Origin of the sequence: Vibrio splendidus (genome assembly GCF_002873455.1) — a bacterium.
In the GTDB taxonomy this organism is placed as follows: Bacteria; Pseudomonadota; Gammaproteobacteria; order Enterobacterales; family Vibrionaceae; genus Vibrio; species Vibrio splendidus_J.
Map to the genome: position 1 here is coordinate 335,263 of NZ_MCUN01000054.1, position 21,178 is coordinate 356,440.

At 43.2% G+C, this 21,178-nt stretch carries 21 protein-coding genes; 13 read left to right on the forward strand and 8 right to left on the reverse strand.

Annotated features, from left to right (window positions below; genetic code table 11):
• Positions 1 to 134: 134 nt before the first annotated feature.
• From zipA to cueR, 5 genes are all read left to right on the forward strand, one after another.
• Positions 135 to 1,178 carry a cell division protein ZipA gene (zipA, locus tag BCU75_RS23650; RefSeq protein ID WP_102475257.1) on the forward strand — a complete coding sequence of 348 codons (1,044 nt, stop codon included), beginning with the start codon at positions 135 to 137 and terminating at the stop codon, positions 1,176 to 1,178.
• A gap of 92 nt (positions 1,179 to 1,270) precedes the next feature.
• The gene (ligA, locus tag BCU75_RS23655; RefSeq protein ID WP_102475258.1) at positions 1,271 to 3,283 is read left to right on the forward strand and encodes an NAD-dependent DNA ligase LigA; all 2,013 of its coding nucleotides are present in this window, start codon (positions 1,271 to 1,273) and stop codon (positions 3,281 to 3,283) included.
• Positions 3,284 to 3,807: 524 nt separating this feature from the next.
• Positions 3,808 to 4,953: a porin gene (locus BCU75_RS23665; protein WP_102467355.1), complete on the forward strand. Its 1,146-nt coding sequence runs from the start codon at positions 3,808 to 3,810 to the stop codon at positions 4,951 to 4,953.
• Between the two features lie 96 nt (positions 4,954 to 5,049).
• On the forward strand, positions 5,050 to 5,853 hold the full coding sequence (locus tag BCU75_RS23670) for a DUF2057 family protein (protein WP_102467356.1): 804 nt from the start codon (positions 5,050 to 5,052) through the stop codon (positions 5,851 to 5,853).
• Between the two features lie 122 nt (positions 5,854 to 5,975).
• Entirely contained in the window at positions 5,976 to 6,368 is a 393-nt protein-coding gene (gene cueR / locus BCU75_RS23675; protein ID WP_102475259.1) for a Cu(I)-responsive transcriptional regulator, read from the forward strand.
• A 565-nt stretch (positions 6,369 to 6,933) separates the two neighbouring features.
• On the opposite strand, the gene BCU75_RS23685 is transcribed toward cueR, so the two are convergent.
• The 5 genes from BCU75_RS23685 to BCU75_RS23705 all read right to left on the reverse strand — a co-directional run bounded on the left by BCU75_RS23685 (position 6,934) and on the right by BCU75_RS23705 (position 11,565).
• A complete protein-coding gene (locus BCU75_RS23685; protein ID WP_102475260.1) occupies positions 6,934 to 7,383 on the reverse strand; it encodes an NfeD family protein in 450 nt (149 codons plus the stop codon).
• Positions 7,384 to 7,386: 3 nt separating this feature from the next.
• A complete protein-coding gene (locus tag BCU75_RS23690) occupies positions 7,387 to 8,316 on the reverse strand; it encodes an SPFH domain-containing protein (RefSeq protein ID WP_102475261.1) in 930 nt (309 codons plus the stop codon).
• 211 nt (positions 8,317 to 8,527) lie between these two features.
• Entirely contained in the window at positions 8,528 to 9,382 is an 855-nt protein-coding gene (locus BCU75_RS23695) for a co-chaperone YbbN (RefSeq protein WP_065110944.1), read from the reverse strand.
• Between the two features lie 397 nt (positions 9,383 to 9,779).
• Positions 9,780 to 10,607, reverse strand: coding sequence for an SDR family oxidoreductase (locus BCU75_RS23700; protein ID WP_102475262.1), 828 nt, complete (start codon positions 10,605 to 10,607; stop codon positions 9,780 to 9,782).
• 43 nt (positions 10,608 to 10,650) lie between these two features.
• Positions 10,651 to 11,565: a TIGR01777 family oxidoreductase gene (locus tag BCU75_RS23705; RefSeq protein ID WP_102475263.1), complete on the reverse strand. Its 915-nt coding sequence runs from the start codon at positions 11,563 to 11,565 to the stop codon at positions 10,651 to 10,653.
• A 300-nt stretch (positions 11,566 to 11,865) separates the two neighbouring features.
• Between BCU75_RS23705 and BCU75_RS23710 the strand changes: the two genes are divergently transcribed.
• Genes BCU75_RS23710 through yfcE form a run of 5 tightly spaced genes read left to right on the forward strand, consistent with a single transcriptional unit; the run spans position 11,866 to position 14,728 of the window.
• Positions 11,866 to 12,600: a DUF1538 domain-containing protein gene (locus BCU75_RS23710; RefSeq protein WP_102475264.1), complete on the forward strand. Its 735-nt coding sequence runs from the start codon at positions 11,866 to 11,868 to the stop codon at positions 12,598 to 12,600.
• On the forward strand, positions 12,597 to 13,391 hold the full coding sequence (locus BCU75_RS23715; protein ID WP_102467362.1) for a DUF1538 domain-containing protein: 795 nt from the start codon (positions 12,597 to 12,599) through the stop codon (positions 13,389 to 13,391). The genes BCU75_RS23710 and BCU75_RS23715 overlap by 4 nt, the downstream gene beginning before the upstream one ends.
• On the forward strand, positions 13,381 to 13,731 hold the full coding sequence (locus BCU75_RS23720) for a P-II family nitrogen regulator (protein ID WP_054547637.1): 351 nt from the start codon (positions 13,381 to 13,383) through the stop codon (positions 13,729 to 13,731). The genes BCU75_RS23715 and BCU75_RS23720 overlap by 11 nt, the downstream gene beginning before the upstream one ends.
• Positions 13,728 to 14,135 carry a CBS domain-containing protein gene (locus tag BCU75_RS23725; protein WP_076674316.1) on the forward strand — a complete coding sequence of 136 codons (408 nt, stop codon included), beginning with the start codon at positions 13,728 to 13,730 and terminating at the stop codon, positions 14,133 to 14,135. The genes BCU75_RS23720 and BCU75_RS23725 overlap by 4 nt, the downstream gene beginning before the upstream one ends.
• Before the next feature lie 47 nt (positions 14,136 to 14,182).
• Positions 14,183 to 14,728: a phosphodiesterase gene (gene yfcE, locus BCU75_RS23730; RefSeq protein ID WP_076674318.1), complete on the forward strand. Its 546-nt coding sequence runs from the start codon at positions 14,183 to 14,185 to the stop codon at positions 14,726 to 14,728.
• 72 nt (positions 14,729 to 14,800) lie between these two features.
• Here yfcE and BCU75_RS23735 read toward each other — a convergent pair whose 3' ends face one another.
• The 3 genes from BCU75_RS23735 to BCU75_RS23745 all read right to left on the reverse strand — a co-directional run bounded on the left by BCU75_RS23735 (position 14,801) and on the right by BCU75_RS23745 (position 16,729).
• Positions 14,801 to 15,127 (reverse strand): SelT/SelW/SelH family protein, encoded by a 327-nt coding sequence (locus BCU75_RS23735; RefSeq protein ID WP_076674319.1) that lies wholly within the window; start codon positions 15,125 to 15,127, stop codon positions 14,801 to 14,803.
• Between the two features lie 149 nt (positions 15,128 to 15,276).
• Positions 15,277 to 15,792, reverse strand: coding sequence for a regulatory protein ToxS (locus BCU75_RS23740; RefSeq protein WP_076674321.1), 516 nt, complete (start codon positions 15,790 to 15,792; stop codon positions 15,277 to 15,279).
• 1 nt (position 15,793) lies between these two features.
• Positions 15,794 to 16,729: a winged helix-turn-helix domain-containing protein gene (locus BCU75_RS23745; RefSeq protein ID WP_102475265.1), complete on the reverse strand. Its 936-nt coding sequence runs from the start codon at positions 16,727 to 16,729 to the stop codon at positions 15,794 to 15,796.
• A 270-nt stretch (positions 16,730 to 16,999) separates the two neighbouring features.
• On the opposite strand from BCU75_RS23745, the gene htpG reads away from it, so the two are divergent.
• The 3 genes from htpG (at position 17,000) to hemH (ending at position 21,177) form a co-directional block, all read left to right on the forward strand.
• Positions 17,000 to 18,904: a molecular chaperone HtpG gene (gene htpG, locus BCU75_RS23750; RefSeq protein WP_102475266.1), complete on the forward strand. Its 1,905-nt coding sequence runs from the start codon at positions 17,000 to 17,002 to the stop codon at positions 18,902 to 18,904.
• 388 nt (positions 18,905 to 19,292) lie between these two features.
• Positions 19,293 to 19,937 (forward strand): adenylate kinase, encoded by a 645-nt coding sequence (adk, locus tag BCU75_RS23755; RefSeq protein WP_009847341.1) that lies wholly within the window; start codon positions 19,293 to 19,295, stop codon positions 19,935 to 19,937.
• Between the two features lie 277 nt (positions 19,938 to 20,214).
• Positions 20,215 to 21,177, forward strand: a complete 963-nt coding sequence (hemH, locus tag BCU75_RS23760; protein WP_102475267.1) for a ferrochelatase — start codon at positions 20,215 to 20,217, stop codon at positions 21,175 to 21,177.
• Position 21,178: the final 1 nt, after the last annotated feature.

Genomic DNA, 21,178 nt, shown 5'->3' on the forward strand with positions numbered 1-21,178 from the left:
ATGTAAGGAACTAATTGTATTAAGTTGTTCTAAAACAGTGGCTACTTTTGATAGAGTAGTGAGATTAGCCAAATTAACCCAACTTAGTGACAGCGTGTTTATAGCTAGTTGACTAAGAAAGCTGAGAGCGAAAAATGCAGGAATTGCGATTTGTACTCATTATTGTTGGCGCATTAGCTATCGCCGCATTATTGTTCCATGGTCTATGGACGAGTAAAAAAGAAGGGAAAGCAAAGTTTGGAGATAAGCCGCTTGGTAAGCTTGATAACGATAGCTTAAATGAAGCCGAAACGATCCCAAACCGTTCATTCGCCCCAGAAGACGATTTTGAGATAATCCGAAAAGAGCGTAAAGAGCCGGATTTTGCAGTCTCACCATCTGAAATTGATCCGCTGATTGACTCAGATCCACTTACAGCGCCACAAACGAAAGAAGTTATCGAAGACGACATCGAATTGAATGATCTTCCTTCCTTCAGCGTTAAAGAAGAACCCATTCAGATCGAGAGTGAACCTGAAGACATACAAGAGGCCACTGAAGCAGAGGTTCCAAGCTTTGAATTGACTGACGAGCAAAAAGAAAGTCATGCTGGTTTTCAAGAGCAGTACGGTTCGTTTGAAGAAGCTTCTGATTCGGTTACCGAGCCACTCGCTCCCAGTGAATCATTGACGCCAAGTGAACCGCTTGTGGAGAAAGAAGTCGTTGCTTCACAAAGCCCCGCGCCTACAGAAGAAGTTAAGCCAGATGAAGAACTTGGCCTAGACGTTATTGTTCTCAATGTTCACTGTGCTGGAGAGATCCCATTTGTGGGTACTGAACTTTTCCGTAGCATGGAGAACAACGGTTTAACTTATGGTGAGATGTCTATCTACCACTGCTTTGCACAATCTAGCGATGAGCCAAAAGTTATTTTCAGTATTGCGAACATGATGCAGCCGGGAACTCTAGAACATGATGATCCTGCTGATTTTACAACCAAAGGTATTTCGTTCTTCATGACGCTGCCTTGTTATGGTCAAGCTGATCAGAACTTCAATGTAATGCTAAGTGCAGCACAGAAAATTGCTGATGATATGGGCGGAAACGTTTTGGACGAGTCACGTAACTTAATGACACCCAATCGCTTGTCTGACTACCGTAAGCAAATCAGAGACTTTATGACGGCAGCCAACGCCTAGCCGTCTTGTTTAGCCTTATAAATAATCTATATTTATAGAAAAGGGCTCCTAAGGGAGCCCTTTTTGATATTTCAATCACGACAGAGAATGATATGAAAGAATCGATTCAAGTTACCTTAGAGCAGTTAAGAGAAACTCTGCACTATCATGCCGTTCGTTATTACGTAGAAGATAGCCCCGAGGTTCCTGATGTTGAGTACGATCGATTAATGCAACAGTTGCTAAAAATCGAAGAAGAGAACCCAGAGCTTGTGACGGTGGATTCGCCTAGCCAACGTGTCGGTGGGCAGCCTTTAGATGGGTTTACGCAAGTGACTCATGAGATCCCAATGCTTTCTCTGGACAATGCATTCTCTGATGAAGATTTGGATGCGTTTAATAAGCGAATGTCTGATAGAGCACCAAGCGCGAATCTTAAGACCTTCTGTTGTGAGCCTAAGCTTGATGGTTTAGCGGTAAGCCTACTCTATGTGAATGGCACTTTAGTTCAGGCAGCGACACGTGGTGATGGTGCGACGGGTGAAAACATTACTGAAAACGTGCGTACGATCAGCTCTATTCCGCTTAAGTTACAAGGTGAAGGTTGGCCAGAACGTATTGAAGTCCGTGGCGAAGTGTTTATGCCAAAAGCGGGCTTCGACAAATTGAATGAACTGGCATTGAAGAAAGGCGAGAAGGTCTTTGTGAACCCACGTAATGCCGCCGCGGGCAGTTTACGTCAGCTTGATTCTCGCATTACAGCGAAGCGTCCATTAGCTTTTTACGCTTACAGTGTCGGTGTTGTGCAAGGGGGGGAGCTTTCAAATAGCCACTATCAACGTTTCCTACAACTGAAAGGTTGGGGTTTACCTATGTGCCCTGAGACTAAGCAACTGAGCTCGCTTGAGGATGTAAAGGCGTACTATCAAGATATTATGACTCGTCGTGACGCCTTGGCTTATGAGATTGATGGGGTGGTGATTAAGGTTGATGACATTGCCGCACAAGAAGCTCTCGGCTTTGTTGCACGAGCACCTCGTTGGGCGATTGCTTATAAGTTCCCAGCTCAAGAAGAGATCACGTTACTTAACGATGTTGAGTTCCAGGTTGGTCGTACAGGCGCAATTACACCAGTAGCTAAACTGGAACCTATCTTCGTTGGTGGTGTGACGGTAAGTAATGCCACGCTGCACAACGCTGATGAGATTACTCGTTTAGGTGTGAAAGTCGGAGACAGCGTAATCATTCGTCGTGCCGGTGACGTTATTCCGCAAATTGTGGCTGTTGTACTTGATCGCCGTCCTGAGACCGCTCGAGACATTGTATTCCCTGATGCTTGCCCAGTATGTAACTCTGCAGTTGAGCGCGTAGAAGGCGAAGCTGTAGCGCGTTGTACTGGTGGCTTGGTCTGTCAGGCACAACGTAAAGAAGCGCTTAAGCATTTTGTGTCGAGAAAGGCTCTGGATGTTGATGGACTTGGCGTAAAAGTGATAGAGCAGCTTGTCGACCGTGAAATGGTAGAAACTCCAGCCGATCTATTTAAGTTAAGTGCTGGCGTGATTACGGTTCTTGATCGTATGGGGCCTAAATCGGCACAGAATGTAGTGAGTGCGCTTAATAAAGCCAAAGACACGACATTAGCGCGTTTCCTTTATTCTCTAGGGATTCGAGAAGTGGGTGAAGCGACGGCTATGAATTTAGCTCAGCACTTTAAGACGCTGGAGTTGGTTCAAGCTGCAACCCATGAACAGTTGGTTGAAGTGTCAGATATTGGTGACATCGTAGCAAGTCACCTCACGAGCTTCTTCTCACAAGAGAAAAATAGAGCCGTAGTCGAGCAGTTGCTAGAGCTTGGTGTTAACTGGCCTGCAATCGAAGAAGCTGCAGATGATCAAGAACTGCCATTAGAAGGTAAGGTGGTCGTGTTGACGGGTTCATTATCTCAATTAGGTCGTAGTGAAGCGAAAGCTGCTTTACAGGCTTTAGGTGCAAAAGTAACCGGTAGCGTATCTAAGAAAACGGATATCTTATTCGCTGGTGAAGCCGCGGGTTCTAAATTAACTAAAGCACAAGATTTAGGCATCGAAATAAGAACGGAAGAAGATCTAATTGCTCTTATCTCGTAAGTAAATCAAGGTAAAAAAAGCTCAAAGGCACTTCTTACAAGGGAGTGCCTTTTTTGTGTCTGATATAAAAATGATGGCTTTTTAATTGTTGAGAATTTTGTACCTATACGAACTATCAAATCAGGACAGTGATGGCGTTCAACATTAATGAAATGTCGTTCCAGTTGTATCAAAAATGCGAGTCACTTCTATCTTTATAAAGGGTGGTTGTCATTAAATATTTGATTTTTATTGTTTTTATTATTTTTAACTGCGAGCTTTGCAATTTATCGATCTGGATCACTAAGTACCTAATAAATTTGCACCAACTCATATTTTTTTAGATGAAAATTAAGTTCTCATTGATCTTTTTGAGGGCGAAGTTAGTCTTAATGCCATGGATGCACACGATGTGTATAACCAGAAAGGAAATAGAGAATTCGAGTTTAGGGTTCTCAAACAAGAAAAGGTATTTCTCTCTACGGCGGCCAACTTTAGGCGGGAAATATTCAAACAGCTATATCCATTTTTAGGAGTTTTATTCCATGGAAAACAAAATTTTCAAACGTACTCTATTAGGTGCAACGGTTGCACTTTTATCGACAGGCGTAATGGCGAAAGAAGTTGGTATCAACTCTGATTTCAACGTTGACGTATACGGTGTTGCAGCTATCTCTCTAGTTAACTACAACACAACAGATCAAGATGACAAGAGCAGCGGTTATGTGGTTGAAAACGAATCTCGTATCGGCTTCCGCGCTCATAAAGATATGTTTGATGATGTATTAATCACAATGCAAATCGAGTCAGGTTACGTAGATAGTACAGACTGGGGTCATGGCGGCGTTTCAGGTGGTGTGCTTGGTTTCCGTGATACGTTCGTTGGCGCTTCTGGCTCTTGGGGTAACCTTCGTGTAGGTCGTGTTCTTACGCCACTATACGAAATTGTCGACTGGCCATACTCTAACCCTGGTCTAGGCTCTGTATTCGATTGGGGCGGCATCAACGGTCACTACGATCGTCAATCTAACCAAGTACGTTATGATTCGCCAAAATTCGGTGGTTTCTCTTTTGCAGCTTCTGTCGGTCGTGATGATAATGACAACGGTGGTGGTGCAGCGACACGTGATGCTAGCTTCGTGGGCGCAAGTGCTAAATACAGCTTTGAAAAGATAACTTTCATGGGGGGAGTTGAATCTGGGACTCGTGTAACCGCAGACACTGCAAAATCTTGTGTGTTTGACCCTGATGCTCCAGGTACGCCTGATTGTACAGCAGCTGTAGCTGGTTATGATGATGATACGTTTGCATACATTGTTGGCTTTGAAGCAAGCCTACCGGCAGGCTTTGGTATTGCAGCAGCATACAAAGGCGAAGAAATTGATAACGGTACTCGTAAGTATACCCAAGATTCATACTCAATTATTGGTCAATACTGGAACGGTCCATGGGGCTTTAAACTAGGCTACGCAGCGAATGATGATGCAGAGTTATCTGGTAAAACTGCTTCAAATTCATCGCTAAAAGCTAGTGCAACAGATAAGAGTGATACTATTTCTGGTCAGCTTATGTACGTAAACAATGGTTTTGTACCTTACCTACGTGTAGCAAGCCGTAGCTTTACTGATAATGACCGTGGTGAAGTATCATCAGATATCGTAACTCGTATCGGTCTTGAATACGGTTTCTAAGCTAGAGTTATCTGCTTAAACTGTTATATAAGAATCAAAACGCTGGTAAATTTTTTGCCAGCGTTTTTCCATAGTGAACATAAGGAATTAGTCATAATGAATAAAGTTAGTGTAGTTGTATTATCATTATTTTTGGGAGCTTGTAGTTCACTCGATTCACAAAGTAATTTTGCAGACTCAGTTGCTGATGTGCAGCCCAAAGGTGGTTACGTCCAAGTTACGGGTCAATCCTACGTAGCTGAAAACAGATCAAATGTAGGGGCGGACATACTTAAGTCATCGCTCTATTTTACATACAACAAAGAATTGACACAGAATACAGCACCAGAATCTTCAATCACTATGGACGTTAGTTACTTTCAAAGTTACAAAGAGTACGAAACCGTTAGCTTTTTTGGTAAGACAATAGAGCTCGAAGAAAGACAAGTTCCAAGAGAGAGCTGCAGCGAACACTGCACAAAGACTCAATACATTAAATTTCCATTGAGCGAAGCTGACATCCAGCAAGCAAGAGAAAATAACTTAGAATTTACGCTTGATGGACAAAACTCAGTCATGAGTACAACTTTCATTGTGCCGAAAGCGTATATCGACACAATCTATAACGGCGCAAATAATCATACTGCGATCGCGGTTGCCCCGGTCGCACTTCCTGTAGCAACGGTTGTTGCTGAAAAACCAAAAGCTTCTCAAGCTCAAGATATGGTGACTTACTGGTATGGGCAAGCAACAAAAGAAGAGCAGTCTGCAGTAACAGATTGGGCATTCCAAAATCGTAAGAACGCTTCTCCAGCATCAATTGAAGGCTCAAAAGAAATCGAAATGGTTTCATATTGGTTCAATAAACTAGACAGTGAAGAAAAATCTCAAACTATGATTTGGCTGTTAGAGCAAGAGTAAGCCTCTAACGTGAGTCTCTAGCTATGTTTTTCAACCGCAGTATTGTATAACAGCAGTACTGCGGTTTTTCGTTTTAGGTCGCGCTCTTTGTTTTCGGTAACGTTTTAATTGTAGGTAATAGAGTGAATATTGGTGAAGTAGCTAAACGTGTTGGTACAACAGCGAAATCCATTCGTTTTTATGAAAGTAAAGGCATGATGAGCCCTCCGCATCGTTCCGATAATGGTTATAGGCAATACGGCGAGATTCACATCGAACAGTTAGAGTTTGTGCTTAGAGCTAAAATGGTTGGATTTACGCTTGATGAGTGTAAGGCGCTTGTTGAGCTAGCAATGAATCCCAACAGAGAAAGCTACGAAGTAAAAAAGAAAGCAACGCAGAAGTTAGATGAAATAGAGTTGAAGCTTGCCGAACTCAATAAGATGAAGGCTCAGTTGCAATCTTGGGTGCATGATTGCCCAGGAGATACCTCTACCGAATGTCCGATTCTAAATAATCTATCTGGCCGTAGTTAGGCTGTTTCAGTTATAAATAGTCGTCAGGCCGCAAATTATATTATTAGCCTGACTTTACTCACTTATCACAGCACTTTTCCGCCGTAATGTTTACAGATCAACAGTGGCACATGAGTGACCGAGTTACCATCTGAACACTTAACAATTGGCCCCATATTTCCATTGCCCGGGGACTGAGTCCCTGCAATAGCGCTTCCAAACGACAGGCTGAACATAGCTGTTAAAATTATTAGAATATGTCTCATACGAACTCCGTTAGGTTTATCTCTGATTGAGATAAATGAAAGTATGGACAAGGAAAAGAAAATTTCAAAAACCGGACGGACTTAACATTTTTAATAATTATAATTAAGCAAGAGTCGGGCTAACATATTCATATGCATATTGGATAGGAAATCAGACTTTCTTATACCTTTTTAGCTAAATCAAACATTTTAGCTTTACGAAATAAGAACTTATTTTTTTTTCAATTCAATCTATCATAATGATAAATAGAATATTCTTTGTCATCTAAGGCTGCCAAAGCCTACATTGATCGATAATGTAGGCTTTATATATCAATTGACTATAAAGGATGGATTATTAGAATTATTCCGTCTAAGGCCACAATCTTAATTTCTGTGCCTGATGGGATATCTTGGCTGGCTCTTGCTGACCAAGAAGAGTCTCCGACCTTAATTCGACAGTTGCCTCTTTTGACGTCTTCGGTAAGAAAAACAGTTTGCCCTACAAGTTGTTTTTCTCTTTGATTTAGCTCTCGCCCAGCGTCTGACTGCTTATCATTAGATAACTGCCTTCTCCACCATAACCAAGTGGTGATGAGCGAGAAGCTAGCGAATGATAGCCATTGCATCTGCCAACCCAGTGGTAATGCACCCAAAAGAGCCCCGACGAGCATCGCTGATATACCAATCCAAAGAAAGTAACCAGCCGTTCCGATAAGCTCAAGAGCCAATAGTGCTAGACCAAACGCCAACCAATGCCAGTGGTTTACTTGTTCTAGTAATTCGACCATAAGTTAGTCCTTACTGCCTTTGTCATTGCTTTGTGCAAACATCTCGGCGATGCCTGCGACTGAGCCCATTAGCCCTGTCGCCTCTAACGGTAACATAATGATCTTACCGTTTTCTGCTTGGCCAATCGATTTCAGAGCATCAGTATAGCCTTGTGCGATGAAGTAGTTGACGGCTTGCATGTCGCCTTGAGCAATCGCGTTTGATACCATCTCTGTCGCTTTAGCTTCTGCTTCTGCTGCACGTTCACGAGCTTCGGCTTGCAGGATTGCTGCTTGCTTTTGGCCTTCCGCTTTTAAGATTTCTGATTGCTTATGACCTTCGGCTTTTAGGATCTCAGCTTGTCTTACGCCCTCTGCCTCTAAAATATCAGCACGCTTGTTACGTTCGGCTTTCATTTGAGCGTTCATCGCTGCGGTTAGATCCGCTGGTGGCTGCACGTCTTTGATCTCGATACGTGTAACTTTGACACCCCAAGGGTTTGTTGCTTCATCGACGATGTTTAGCAGCTTAGTATTGATCATGTCACGCTGGCTGAGCATCTCATCCAACTCCATAGATCCGAGCACGGTACGGATGTTAGTGAGGGTCAAATTACGGATAGCGTGTTCAAGGTCGTTGACCTCGTAGGTTGCTTTGGGCGCATCAATAACTTGAACAAAACAAACTGCATCAATCATGACATTGGCGTTGTCTTTTGAAATGACTTCCTGAGCTGGAATATCCAGCACACGTTCCATCATGCTGATTTTTTGACCAACTTTGTCAATAAATGGAATGATTAGGTTCAAGCCTGGTTGGAGGGTGTGTGTGTAGCGACCGAAACGTTCGACAGTCCAGTTATTGCCCTGTGGAACGGTTTTGACACCAGCGAAAATAAAGAGCAGTACGACGGCAGTAAAGACGCCAATAGTAATCAATGTATCAATAGGCATACGAAATCCTTTGCAAGTGTGAGTTTTTGATAGTTCTTTACTCATACTGGCTCATATTTAAAATTCGAGCAAATTTATAAACGAGAAATGGGCCATAAAACCTTGATTTTATGACCCATTTTACTTTGTGTTATGCGATAAGATTGCTGAGGTTTCTATCATTTATCAGCGTGACTTTTCCTCAGTACTTATCAACTTGTTAGCGTTCGAATTAGTAAAGCAGAGAGTACAATTGGCGGCGGTATTTGCTTGCAACTGCATTGCCTTGTCCAAGTGCGCTTAAGATATCCATGAATTCTTTTTTCATATCACCATCGAGGGTATTGAGGTCTTTTGCCAAGAATGACCATAGAAGATCCATTGCTTCTTCGCTGCGGTTCACTTGGTGGTACTGAAGTGCTAGGTCTGAGGCCGTTTTAGCATCACTTGGATTTTGCTGTAGCGTTGTTTCTAGCGCTTGAATTTCAGGGCTGTCTGCCGCTTGTTTGTGCAGTTCGAGTTTAGCGACTAAGCCTTTGTAGTAGTTGTCTTGATATTCTAGAGGGATAGTCGACAGTTGAGTTTCAGCTAGATCAAACTGTTGCGTTTCTAGTAAACATTCTGCGATCGCCAGTTTTACCTCGCCTTTGCCCGTCAGCTCTATTGGCAATTGTTGCATTGCTGCGAGCGCTTGTGCATGCTCGCCTGCTTGCATTTGCTCGAGAGCCTGACGCAGTGCGAGCTCGTCTTGGCTAGGAAGATGCTTTCCTAACATTTCAACAATCGCTTCGATGCTTTGTGGACCACCCAAACCATCGACAGGCTGACCGTTAACAAACAGTGCAATAGTAGGGAGTGCTTGTACGCCAAATTGGCTAGCAATTGCCTGCTCTTGTTCACAATTCAACAGAGCTAAGGTAAAAGCGCCGTTGTATTGCTGAGTTAATGTTTGCAGTTCAGGGATCACCTGAGCACTTTCTTGGCTCATTGGTGCCCAAAAGTGGATGAGTACAGGCGTCTGCATTGAGGTTTCTAATACTTGACGAAAGTTCTGCTCATTAAGTTCAACAATATGCGGAGATTGCATTTACGTTCCTTGGAGTTTGTTTTATGGATACGTTGCAAATATGGGGGGATAACTTGGTAACTTCAAGATCTAACTGGGGTATCTCAGATAAAAAGAGACAAAAATAGAAAAACGCTATGCTTCGATGTTGGTAGAATGTTTATCTCTACATAGAAGGCATAGCGTTATTATTGAGGTGGTCTGTGAGGTATTGCGTGAGATTCTCAAAACAGAATAAACAACGTAATCGCCAAACTCACACCTACCCAATTAAGGCGGTTTAAAGTCATGAAATATCCAGATTAGATTCACCAATTGGGAATAATTGATGAGATAGGATAAATGATGACATCTTATTGTTACGGAAAAATTACATCGTTACATTAAAGTTTGCGATCGTGCATTCAAAGTTAGCAATTTATGCAGCTTTTCTCAAAATAGGGTCTAGCAAGCGACTCGGCAGAATCCTTTTTAATACCGCGAACACTTTGGTGGGGGTCGTAACTCGATATCTTAGCTTGGGTTTATTAGCCGTGAGTGCGTGAAAAACAGGTTCGATACAACTCTCAGGTGGCAGAACAAAAGCGTTGTTCGATGATTCTTTTTCAAGTCGGTCTTTTTGTTGTTGATAAGCGTCTTGATGAGCGCTGCCAGTAATGGTGATCCATTTATTGAAAGCTTTCAGGGCGTTATTTCTAAATTGGGTTTCTATTGGACCTGGCTGCAATAACGATATATCTATACCACTACCATGTAGCTCTAAACGTAAGGTATCCGTCCAACCTTCAATTGCGAATTTTGACGCATTATAAGCGCCACGATATTTCATCGCTGCAAAACCTAATACAGAACTGTTTTGGACGATTCGGCCTTCACCGCGTTCGCGCATGTGCGGGAGGATCTGACAAACAAGATGATGCCAACCAAAGAAGTTGGTTTCGAATTGCTCTCTGAGGCCTTGGGTCGGTAAGTCTTCTAGCGCGCCTGCTTGACCGTAAGCGCCGTTATTGAATAAGCCATACAATCCGTTGGGTGCGAGTGCAATTGCAAGCTTGGCGCCATTCTCGATACTTTCTTGGTTGGAAAGATCTAATTGAATACAATTGAGGCCTTCATCTTGAAGGCGTTGAACATCTTGTGGGTCTCGGCAAGATGCAATGACATGAAAGCCGCGCTTTTGAAGTGCATGAGCACATGTATAGCCAATACCCGTTGAGCAACCAGTAATTAGAATCGACTTGTTCACGCTTAATCCTTTGTTAGAGTCTCTACCGCTCTAGGGTAAAGAATTAGTCTTGATGTTGTAACAAGTTTTTTAGTGCTGGTTCGATTCTTGAGTAACTAAAGATAAACCCCATTTCAGTGAGCTTTTTGGGTTTGGATCGAATGCTGTCAAATAGCAAACAAGATGATTCACCCATCAGAAGCGACATTGCCCATTTCGGCGTGAACAAGAAATGCGGTCGGCGTAGTTGCTTGGCTAGTGTGCTGCTGAACAGTTTGTTGGTGACAGGGTGCGGGGCGCATAGATTAAATTCTCCTTGAGCATGAGGAATCGACAATAAATGGTTAATGGCTCTCACCATATCAAGCATGTGAATCCATGGCATGTACTGTTCGCCTGAACCTAGCGGTCCGCCAACACCGAGTTTGTACGGCATAAGCATCTTCTTGAGTGCGCCGCCATTTTCACCGAGTACAATCCCCGTTCGCAGTAGTATCACACGTGTGCTTTCTGATTGCGCTCTCTTGGCTATCTCTTCCCAGTGCGCACAGACTTTATGAGGAAAACTGTCGTCTTCTACTTGTAGTGATTCATCAAATGGGTGTTGCTGTTGATCGCCATAGTAACCTACAGCCGAACCGCTAATGAAAGCCTCCGGTGGGTTGCTACTTGCATGAATTAACTCGACCAGCTTTTCAGTAATGTGCCAACGGCTATTACAGATCCTCTCTTTTTGCTCTGCACTCCAACGCTTGTCAGCGATAGGTTCGCCAGCAAGGTTGACCACTACATCGAAGTCGTTGAGATCGCTGAGTTCATCAAGAGATTGAATGTAATGAAGGTTGTTTTGGTTGAGGTGATTTAGGTTTTGCTTCGCTTTTTCAGGACTCCGCGTCAATAATGTCACGTCGTCAGTGTTCCAACTTTTGACCAATTCAGAGCCAATAAACCCCGTACCACCCGTTAACAATATCTTCATACCAATCTCCCTATTAAACATAATTATAGACATGGCTTGTTTTTAATCGCCAATCAATACGAAAAAATCACTATAACGATCAGTTGGTTTCAATCGTGTGATACCTAAATTACGTCTTGTTCAATTTACTCAAGATGAAATTAAATTCAATTAGCTTGTATGTATACCGCTATCACATTTATGCACTTTACTCCGATATGTTACCAACTGCGTAATATTTGTCACATAAGGAATGATAAGGATTTGCCATGATTATTAGTAATTAATAACCAGACATAATTTCAGTTATAAGGAGAGGCGATGACGGCAGTGCTTGCTTTGTTTCGAGCCATGTTAGGTAGCCTAAGGGATCTATTGCCGATCGTGGCGGTGATTGCTTTCTTCCAGCTTGCTGTTCTGCAAGAGCAACTCCCTCATCTTTTGTCTATTCTAACTGGCTTAGTGCTGGTGGTTTTAGGGCTGACTTTCTTTATCTTTGGCCTTGAAATGGGGTTGTTCCCTATTGGCGAATCAATGGCGCAAGCATTTGCTCGTAAGGGGAGTGTGTTTTGGTTATTGACCTTTGCTTTCTGTTTAGGGTTTGGCACCACTATTGCCGAACCCGCGTTAACCGCAGTGGCTGCTGAAGCGGCAGAAGTGGCAGCTGAAGGTGGTGTTATTCCCAACTCTTTAGATGAAATGGAGCAATATGCCAATGGACTGCGCTTTACCGTGGCGTTATCGGTCGGTATTGCCATTCTATTAGGGGTACTTCGGATCTTAAAAGGTTGGCCAATTCAATACATGATCATCGGTGGTTATATTGGAGTCGTGGTGCTCACTGCATTTGCCCCAGAAAATATTATTGGGATTGCGTATGACTCTGGTGGTGTCACAACATCGACGATCACCGTTCCGTTAGTGACAGCATTAGGCGTGGGTTTAGCCTCTGCGATTAAAGGACGAAACCCGATGATTGATGGCTTCGGATTGATCGCCTTTGCCTCACTGCTGCCAATGATGTTTGTGATGGTCTATGGGATGGTGGTGACATGATCAGTGCTCAGCAATTTATCGACACCTTTCTCGGCACCGTGATGGATGTGATCCCGATTGCAGTGATCATCTTTGGTTTTCAGTTGGCGGTATTGCGTAAGCCAGTCAATAATTTAGCCAAAGTGCTCATCGGTTTCTTTTACGTCATCCTTGGCTTATCACTCTTTTTGATGGGGTTGGAGCTCGCGCTGTTTCCTCTAGGGGAGACGATGGCAATGCAACTCACCGAACCAAGCTTTTTGACTGAGTTTAAGATCAGTTCTGGTCTTGCATTAGCTTGGTTTGATTATTATTGGGTCTACCTTTTTGCGTTTTGTATTGGTTTTAGTACTACGATAGCTGAGCCCTCTTTAATAGCCGTCGCGATTAAAGCAAATCAAGTATCGGGTGGCAGTATCAGTGTTAACGGACTGAGAATCGCCGTGGCATTAGGTGTCGCCATCGGTATCTCGCTGGGCAGCTATCGTATCGTTGCGGGCGATCCTATCCATTACTACATTGTTTGTGGTTATGTCATTGTTGTTATTCAAACCTTTTACGCCCCCAAATTGATTATTCCATTGGCCTACGATTCAGGCGGAGTTACGACATCAACTGTAACTGTGCCCTTAGTGACGGCGCTCGGGCTCGGACTTGCCTCAACCGTACCGGGGCGAAACCCAGTAATAGACGGCTTCGGGCTCATTGCTTTTGCTAGCTTGTTTCCCATTATTTCGGTGATGAGCTACGCCCAAATAACCCAATGGCTAAACCGTTTACACACCTCTAAGGAGAGCAAAGATGCGCTTTAAACTTATCTTAGCGTTTGTAGAAGAGAGTAAGACCGATACTGTGCTCGATGCCGCGCGTGATGCAGGCGCAACCGGAGCAACCGTGATTAACAATGCCAGAGGGCAGGGCTTAAACCAGAAGCGCACCTTTTTCGGATTGACGTTAGAAGTGCAAAAAGATGTGCTGTTGTTTGTCGTCGAGGAGCATCTAGCAAGGCATATTCTCGAAAGAATTAGTGAAGTGGGAGAGTTTGACCAAGAATCGGGACAGGGTATTGCGGTACAGATAGATGTGGAAGATGCAGTAGGCGTTGCGCACCAAGTTGAGACGTTAACAAAGGTTGTGGAGGATGAACTATGAGTACCAATGAAAAGATCCGTGTGGCCGATGTAATGGCCAATACTTATGTGATTATTGATGGGCTAACCACGGTGTTGGAAGCGATAGAGATGGCGAAAAAGCACAAAGTGAAAGCGATCATTGTTGATAAACGCCACGAGGATGATGAGTACGGTATCGTGTTGATGAATGACATTGCCAAAAAAGTACTGGCTAAGAACCGTTCTCCAAAGCGAACCAATGTTTATGAAATTATGACCAAACCGGCTTTAAGTGTGTCTGCTGATATGAACGTCAAGTATTGTGCTCGTCTGTTTGAACGCTTTGGTATCAGTCGTGCTCCGGTGGTCAGTGATAATAAGATAGTTGGTATGGTGAGTTACAATAATATTGTGATCAACGGTATGGCGAGAGATGACGTTTAGCATTTAGATACGTACAATAGACTCATAAATTTTATGGAGAAGTACGTGTGAAATTATTTTTTGCTTCAGACCTACATGGTTCGCTACCCGCTACAGAAAAAGTATTAGAACTGTACCGAGCGTCTGGTGCCCAATATTTAGTGCTTTTGGGTGACATTCTGAATCATGGTCCAAGAAACCCGATTCCTGAAGGGTACAATCCGCCGGCGGTTGCAGAGAAGTTGAATGCGTTTTCTCAAGAGATCATTGCCGTTCGTGGTAACTGCGACAGTGAAGTGGATCAAATGCTGTTGTCTTTTCCAATGATGATGGATTACTCATGGGTGTTATTGGAATCGGGTCAGCGTATCTTTCTAACCCATGGTCATTTGTACAACACCAATAAACGACCAACACTGAAAGCGGGCGATGTTATTGCGCATGGCCATACTCATATTCCAGTTGCCGAATACCAAGATGATATCTTTATCTTTAACCCTAGCTCGGTGACATTCCCAAGAGATGGCCACGCGCCTAGCTACGGTGTATATGAAAACAATACGTTCAAAGTAATTAGCCTTGAAGGGGATGAACTTGTGAGCGGCCAACTATAAGTATTCTCGTAGTCAGTTCCATCAACATTACATAGAGTGACGGAGCTGAATTGATCACTTCTGCGAAAAGGCTTACTTTGAATCTACGTGGCCGAGATCTCTGTCTGGAGCAATGATGTTTCGCACTCTTTGCTTCAGCACTTTCGCCTCTGGAAAACCACCGTCTGCTTTTCTTTCCCAAATTTGCACGCCATTACAGAAGATTTCGAACCTACCTCCGGTGTCTGGGTGTAAGCTCACTTGTTCAACCTCTTCGCTGAAGGTGTGTAGCAACTCTTGGCATAACCAACTAGAACGAAGCATCCAATTGCATTGACGGCAATAGTGTATTGAGATTACTGCTTTCGTTGCGGTTTCTTTCGCTTGCGCTGGATTGGGCTGATTCGATTCCGTATTCATAGTTAATCCCTTTAAATTCTATACCAGTAGTTTTATGCCAACGGTGAACAAAAAAGGGGCACCACGCCCCTTTCTATTGATATACCGTTTAATGCTATTCAGCTATTGATATAAATTAAACAACTGCCGAGTTTTAGCTTGAACCAGTTTTAGTTTGAAAACAACACGGTAGAACCATGGTTCAAGCTAGTTAGTAACAGTGCTTTCGGGTTAACGATATCTATGCGTCGGCTTTGCTCCGCATCCATTTTAATAACCTGAGTGATCAGTTCGAGTTGCTCTTCCGAAAAGTCTTGGCGCTCAGCAGAAGTTACATCTTTAAACTCCGTTGGCAAAATCAGTAAATAGTTATCGTTAATATCCCACTGACCTGTCTCGGATATGTTGATCACATTCGCAGGTGCAGTTTGAGTGCTGTACAGCCTAACCACTGACATTCTCAGGTACGTACCATTGGGTAGGTATTTCGCATTCGATGACAATTCAACTTTACGAAGCGGGCCGATTGAATCAGCTTGCTTGTTATCGCTAATCAGAGTCACCATTTTCGATTGCCATTCATGCTGAGTGAGCAAACGCTCTACTTTTGCATCGCTGCCCCAATATAACCAACCACTTAAAAATGCAGATAGAACCAGTAAAATAATCGATACTTTTAATTTCATGTTACTGACCACCGTTACAAATGTCGTTTACATCCGACTGGTTTGCGTAAATTCTTAGGGTTACATTTTCACTAGAGTAATCTTGCGGGTGAATGTAGTTGAGGGCTAGGTTGTTGGTTTGTCCACCCGTTGCAATCACCTCTGTCGGCTTCAGCATACCAGTGTGATTAGTGTTGTAGCGCAATACACACTTCTCTATCGCTGGTAGCCAACTGCTGAGATCAGGGTGATTAATTGGAGTTTGAATCTTTACACCATCCACTTCAGCCAGTGTTCTGAACTCGGACTCGGCTGGGTTAGTAAACGTTAAAACCAGAATTGGCATGATGAAAGTTACAAGCAATAACGAAAACGTTAACCACTTATTGGTGCTTTTTATCGGGGTTGCAGTTGGTGTTGTTGGTTCCACTTCAACTTTGGTTTCTTGAAACTTTGTAATTGACTCGGGCTCGACGGCTTCAGTAATTGTTTCTTCGGTCGTTGCAGGCGTTGCAGGCGTTGCAGGCGTTGCAGGCGTTGCAAACGTTAAGATAGGTTCTACGTCACTTTCTGAAATTTCAGCCGCTGCTGGCTGATCATTTGATGACAGTGGTGCAGAGCGTTCAACGGATGCAATAAATTGGTAACCGCGTTTAGGTACCGTTTTTACGAATTCTGGAGATTTAGTCGAGTCCTTGAGCATTTTTCTCAGGGTAGATACTGCTTGCGTTAAGCTTGAGTCATCAACCTCAAAGCCTTGATCTCGCCAAACATACTCGTGCAATTCATTACGAGTGATAACTTCATTGGGTCTTTCTGACAGCATCAGGAGAATGCGGCTTTCATTGCTGCCAAGGCGCACGACTTCGCCGTCGCTCATTTGGTCAACAAGTGAATTGCTATTTGGGTCGAATACGAACCGCTGTGCGAGAATAAACTTTGTGCCGATATTGCTCATTGAATTCTTCTATTTTGGATGATTTTGAGTGCGAAATAGACAAATCTCAGGTGAAGTTCCGTTAATTCTTCACCAAATCATGGCTTCTTTTATGTTCTTTTATATTTATCAGACTCAAGGATAATAAAAACAGATCAAAAAAACAGTGTTTTTATGATTTTTGACCTTGAATTTACATTTGTCATCCTCATGTTAATGAACATAAGAGAGGCATCAAGTGTTACGCCCCTATGGTTATTCAACATAAAGTATAGATGTTTTGGAGTAAAAATGAGCGAAACAGCAACGCAAAATAAAGAGACTCGTGGCTTTCAATCTGAAGTAAAACAACTACTTCACCTAATGATTCACTCACTGTATTCAAATAAAGAAATCTTCCTACGTGAGCTGATCTCTAACGCATCTGACGCAGCTGATAAGCTTCGTTTCCAAGCCTTGTCAAACGGTGACCTTTACCAAGGTGATGCAGACCTGGGCGTAAAATTATCTTTTAGCGCTGAAACGAATACTTTAACGATTTCTGATAACGGCATCGGCATGAGCCGCGACAACGTTATTGAGCATTTAGGTACGATTGCTAAATCGGGTACTGCAGACTTTTTCTCAAAGCTGTCTGAAGACCAAAGCAAAGACTCTCAATTGATTGGTCAATTTGGTGTTGGTTTCTATTCTGCATTCATCGTTGCAGACACGGTAACGGTTCGCACACGTGCAGCAGGTCTAGCGAGTAATGAAGCTGTTCAGTGGCACTCTGCGGGGGAAGGTGATTACACCATCGAAGACATCACTAAAGAGTCTCGTGGTACTGATATCATTCTTCATATGCGCGAAGACGGTAAAGAATTCCTAAATGAATGGCGTCTGCGTGAAGTCATTGGTAAATACTCTGATCACATCGGTATCCCTGTTTCAATCTTAACTGCGGTTAAAGATGACGAAGGTAAAGACACCGAAGAGAAACATTGGGAACAGATTAACAAGGCTCAAGCACTTTGGACTCGTAACAAGTCTGATATCGAGAAAGAAGAGTACCAAGAGTTTTACAAGCACGTATCTCACGACTTTGCTGATCCACTAACGTGGAGCCACAATAAAGTTGAAGGTAAGAACGACTACACCAGCCTCCTTTACATCCCAGCTAAAGCTCCTTGGGACATGATGAACCGTGACCATAAGAGCGGCCTTAAGCTTTATGTACAGCGAGTATTCATCATGGATGATGCAGAGCAGTTCATGCCATCTTACATGCGTTTCGTTCGCGGCTTGATTGACTCAAACGATCTACCACTCAACGTGTCTCGTGAAATCCTGCAAGATAATAAGGTAACTCAGTCTCTTCGTAGCGCATGTACCAAACGTGTTCTGACTATGCTTGAGCGCATGGCGAAGAATGACAATGATAAATACCTAGAGTTCTGGAAAGAGTTCGGCCTGGTACTGAAAGAAGGCCCAGCGGAAGACATGGCGAACAAAGAAAAAATCGCTGGTTTACTTCGCTTCTCATCAACGGAAGTTGACTCTGCTGACCAAGCTATCAGCCTAGTGTCTTACGTTGAACGTATGAAGGAAGGTCAAGATAAGATTTATTACCTAACAGCAGATAACTACACTGCCGCTAAGAACAGCCCGCATTTGGAGCAGTTCAAAGCAAAAGGTATCGAAGTGGTTCTAATGTACGATCGTATTGATGAGTACGTAATGAACTACCTGACTGATTTTGATGGTAAGCAGTTCCAATCGATTACCAAAGCGGGGTTAGACCTAAGCAAGTTCGAAGGCGAAGAAGAGAAAGAGAAGCAAAAAGAGGCAGAAGAAGAGTTCAAATCTGTTGTTGAGCGCACTCAATCTTACCTAGGTGATCGTGTTAAAGAGGTTCGCACGACATTTAAGCTAGCAACTACACCTGCTGTTGTTGTTACCGATGATTTCGAGATGGGTACTCAAATGGCTAAACTTCTAGAAGCTGCGGGTCAAGCTGCTCCTGAGGTGAAGTACATCTTTGAGATTAACCCTGAGCACGCACTGGTGAAACAAATGGCTGATGAAGCGGATGAGCAAGCATTCGGCCGTTGGGTTGAGTTACTACTTGGCCAAGCTATGCTGGCTGAAAAAGGCTCAATGGAAGATCCGTCACAATTCTTAGGTGCAATTAACGAACTACTGACAAAACGTTAGTCTTTCGACTTTGGGCTAAGCCCATAATTACGAATAAAAGCTCGCGAATGCGGGCTTTTTTTATGAACGTCGCTTAACTTCATCGAAATGTAGCTAAAATCGCTAACAAGACGAACGCAAACGCTATCGATACATTCTTTAGTCTTAATTTCAGCCAAATTGAATATTAATGTGATAGAATGCTCGACCTAATCAGCTGGGACTATGAACCTATCATCTCCAGCTGTATGATTTTTAAACGTTATACCGAAACTTACCGTTTTGCTTCTGTTTACAGTTGTGCTTAGCCTCAGTTGTTACCTAACCTCTCTTGTTTGACTTAAATTGAACCAGAAAGGCGGGATAGTGAGCTTCGGTATAAATCATAATTTTTATAAGAGGATTAAACATGCGCATCATTCTTCTAGGTGCTCCTGGCGCGGGTAAAGGTACTCAAGCTAACTTCATCATGAACAAATTTGGTATCCCTCAAATTTCAACTGGTGACATGCTACGTGCTGCTATCAAAGCGGGTACTGAGCTTGGTAAGCAAGCTAAATCAGTAATCGACGCGGGTCAGCTAGTTTCTGATGAAATTATCCTTGGTCTTATCAAAGAGCGTATCGCTCAAGATGACTGTGAGAAAGGTTTCCTACTAGACGGTTTCCCACGCACAATCCCTCAAGCTGATGGCCTAAAAGAAATGGGCATCGCTGTTGATTACGTTGTTGAATTCGACGTAGCTGACGATGTGATTGTTGAGCGTATGGCTGGCCGTCGTGCTCACCTTCCTTCTGGTCGTACATACCACAATGTGTACAACCCACCTAAAGAAGAAGGTAAAGATGACATCACTGGCGAAGAGCTTGTTGTACGTGATGACGACAAAGAAGAAACAGTTCGTGCACGTCTAGGCGTATACCACGACCAAACAGCTCCGCTTATCTCTTACTACGGTAAAGAAGCTGAAGCAGGCAACACTAAGTACCTTAAATTTGATGGTACTAAGCAAGTTGCTGAAGTTAGTGCAGAACTTGAGAAAGCACTAGCATAATTGGCTAACAGCCAGTTTTAGAATTTGATATATTGGAAGCGACCTTTAAGGTCGCTTTTTTTGTTTCAATTTTTAATAATATACTAATCTAGATAAACTCGATTGAGCACTGTTTCCGCGGTACGGCTTAGATTCGCGCGGCTAACGATCAAAGTGATGTTGCGGTAACCCAGATTAAGAACGATTATTCTTAAATTTAGTTGCGTAACAATGATCTTAAACTGATGCCGATTAGTATATTACGTTCCGGAAAATCACACATTGGTCTCAGGTAGCTATGGAAAATAATAAAAAGCAGGGCGTTTTACTGGTCAACCTAGGAACACCAGATACCGCAACTCCGGCTGGCGTTCGCCGATTTTTAAGTGAATTTTTACACGACAAACGAGTGGTAAACCTAACTCGCTGGCTTTGGTGTCCTATTTTACATGGGGTGATTTTACCGATCCGAGCACCTAAAGTGGCTAAGCTTTATCAGTCTGTTTGGATGGATGAAGGCTCACCATTACTTGTTTACTCGCAGAGACAAGCCGAAAAGCTACAAGCAAAATTACAGATGCCTGTTGCTTTGGGGATGACCTATGGTAACCCAAGCCTTAAAACGGGTGTTGAGCAGTTGATGGAACAGGGCGTTGAAGACATTATCGTATTGCCTTTGTATCCTCAATACTCCGGTACAACGACAGCGGCCGTTTCTGATGGTTTAACCAAAGCCTTCAAACAAATGCCGGTTATCCCAAGCTATCGTTTTATTCGAGACTATTACTCTCACCCCAGCTATGCGAAAGCACTGGCCGAAAGTGTTCGCAGCCATTGGGAAGAGAATGGTAGGGGTGATCACTTGGTTTGTTCATTCCACGGCATCCCTAAAAGGTTAGCCGATGAAGGCGATATCTACCCTAAACATTGTGAAGCGACAACCAAACTGCTTGCCGCTGAGTTAGGGTTATCTTCGGAAGATATCACCATGACATATCAATCTCGATTTGGCCGCGAGGAGTGGTTAAAGCCTTATACTGATGAGACGCTTGAAACGCTTCCAGGCAAAGGTATCAAGAAGATCGATATTATGGCGCCTGCATTCTCTGTGGATTGCTTGGAAACGTTAGAAGAGATTTCAGACCAGTGTAAAGATACGTTCATTGATGCTGGTGGATCTGGTTTTAGTTATATCATGTGCCTGAACGACAGAGACTCGCATATCGATATGATGGCTGAGCTAGTGGCGCTTTATCGCTAAC

What these genes read in the sequence shown, in the direction of transcription:
- ligA (WP_102475258.1), top strand. Translation starts at nt 1,271, where the DNA reads ATGAAAGAATCGATTCAAGTTACCTTAGAGCAGTTAAGAGAAACTCTG.
- BCU75_RS23670 (WP_102467356.1), top strand. Translation starts at nt 5,050, where the DNA reads ATGAATAAAGTTAGTGTAGTTGTATTATCATTATTTTTGGGAGCTTGT.
- BCU75_RS23665 (WP_102467355.1), top strand. Translation starts at nt 3,808, where the DNA reads ATGGAAAACAAAATTTTCAAACGTACTCTATTAGGTGCAACGGTTGCA.
- BCU75_RS23710 (WP_102475264.1), top strand. Translation starts at nt 11,866, where the DNA reads ATGACGGCAGTGCTTGCTTTGTTTCGAGCCATGTTAGGTAGCCTAAGG.
- hemH (WP_102475267.1), top strand. Translation starts at nt 20,215, where the DNA reads ATGGAAAATAATAAAAAGCAGGGCGTTTTACTGGTCAACCTAGGAACA.
- BCU75_RS23745 (WP_102475265.1), bottom strand. Translation starts at nt 16,729, where the DNA reads ATGAGCAATATCGGCACAAAGTTTATTCTCGCACAGCGGTTCGTATTC.
- zipA (WP_102475257.1), top strand. Translation starts at nt 135, where the DNA reads ATGCAGGAATTGCGATTTGTACTCATTATTGTTGGCGCATTAGCTATC.
- BCU75_RS23720 (WP_054547637.1), top strand. Translation starts at nt 13,381, where the DNA reads ATGCGCTTTAAACTTATCTTAGCGTTTGTAGAAGAGAGTAAGACCGAT.
- adk (WP_009847341.1), top strand. Translation starts at nt 19,293, where the DNA reads ATGCGCATCATTCTTCTAGGTGCTCCTGGCGCGGGTAAAGGTACTCAA.
- BCU75_RS23715 (WP_102467362.1), top strand. Translation starts at nt 12,597, where the DNA reads ATGATCAGTGCTCAGCAATTTATCGACACCTTTCTCGGCACCGTGATG.
- BCU75_RS23695 (WP_065110944.1), bottom strand. Translation starts at nt 9,382, where the DNA reads ATGCAATCTCCGCATATTGTTGAACTTAATGAGCAGAACTTTCGTCAA.
- htpG (WP_102475266.1), top strand. Translation starts at nt 17,000, where the DNA reads ATGAGCGAAACAGCAACGCAAAATAAAGAGACTCGTGGCTTTCAATCT.
- BCU75_RS23725 (WP_076674316.1), top strand. Translation starts at nt 13,728, where the DNA reads ATGAGTACCAATGAAAAGATCCGTGTGGCCGATGTAATGGCCAATACT.
- BCU75_RS23690 (WP_102475261.1), bottom strand. Translation starts at nt 8,316, where the DNA reads ATGCCTATTGATACATTGATTACTATTGGCGTCTTTACTGCCGTCGTA.
- BCU75_RS23735 (WP_076674319.1), bottom strand. Translation starts at nt 15,127, where the DNA reads ATGAATACGGAATCGAATCAGCCCAATCCAGCGCAAGCGAAAGAAACC.
- BCU75_RS23740 (WP_076674321.1), bottom strand. Translation starts at nt 15,792, where the DNA reads ATGAAATTAAAAGTATCGATTATTTTACTGGTTCTATCTGCATTTTTA.
- BCU75_RS23685 (WP_102475260.1), bottom strand. Translation starts at nt 7,383, where the DNA reads ATGGTCGAATTACTAGAACAAGTAAACCACTGGCATTGGTTGGCGTTT.
- BCU75_RS23705 (WP_102475263.1), bottom strand. Translation starts at nt 11,565, where the DNA reads ATGAAGATATTGTTAACGGGTGGTACGGGGTTTATTGGCTCTGAATTG.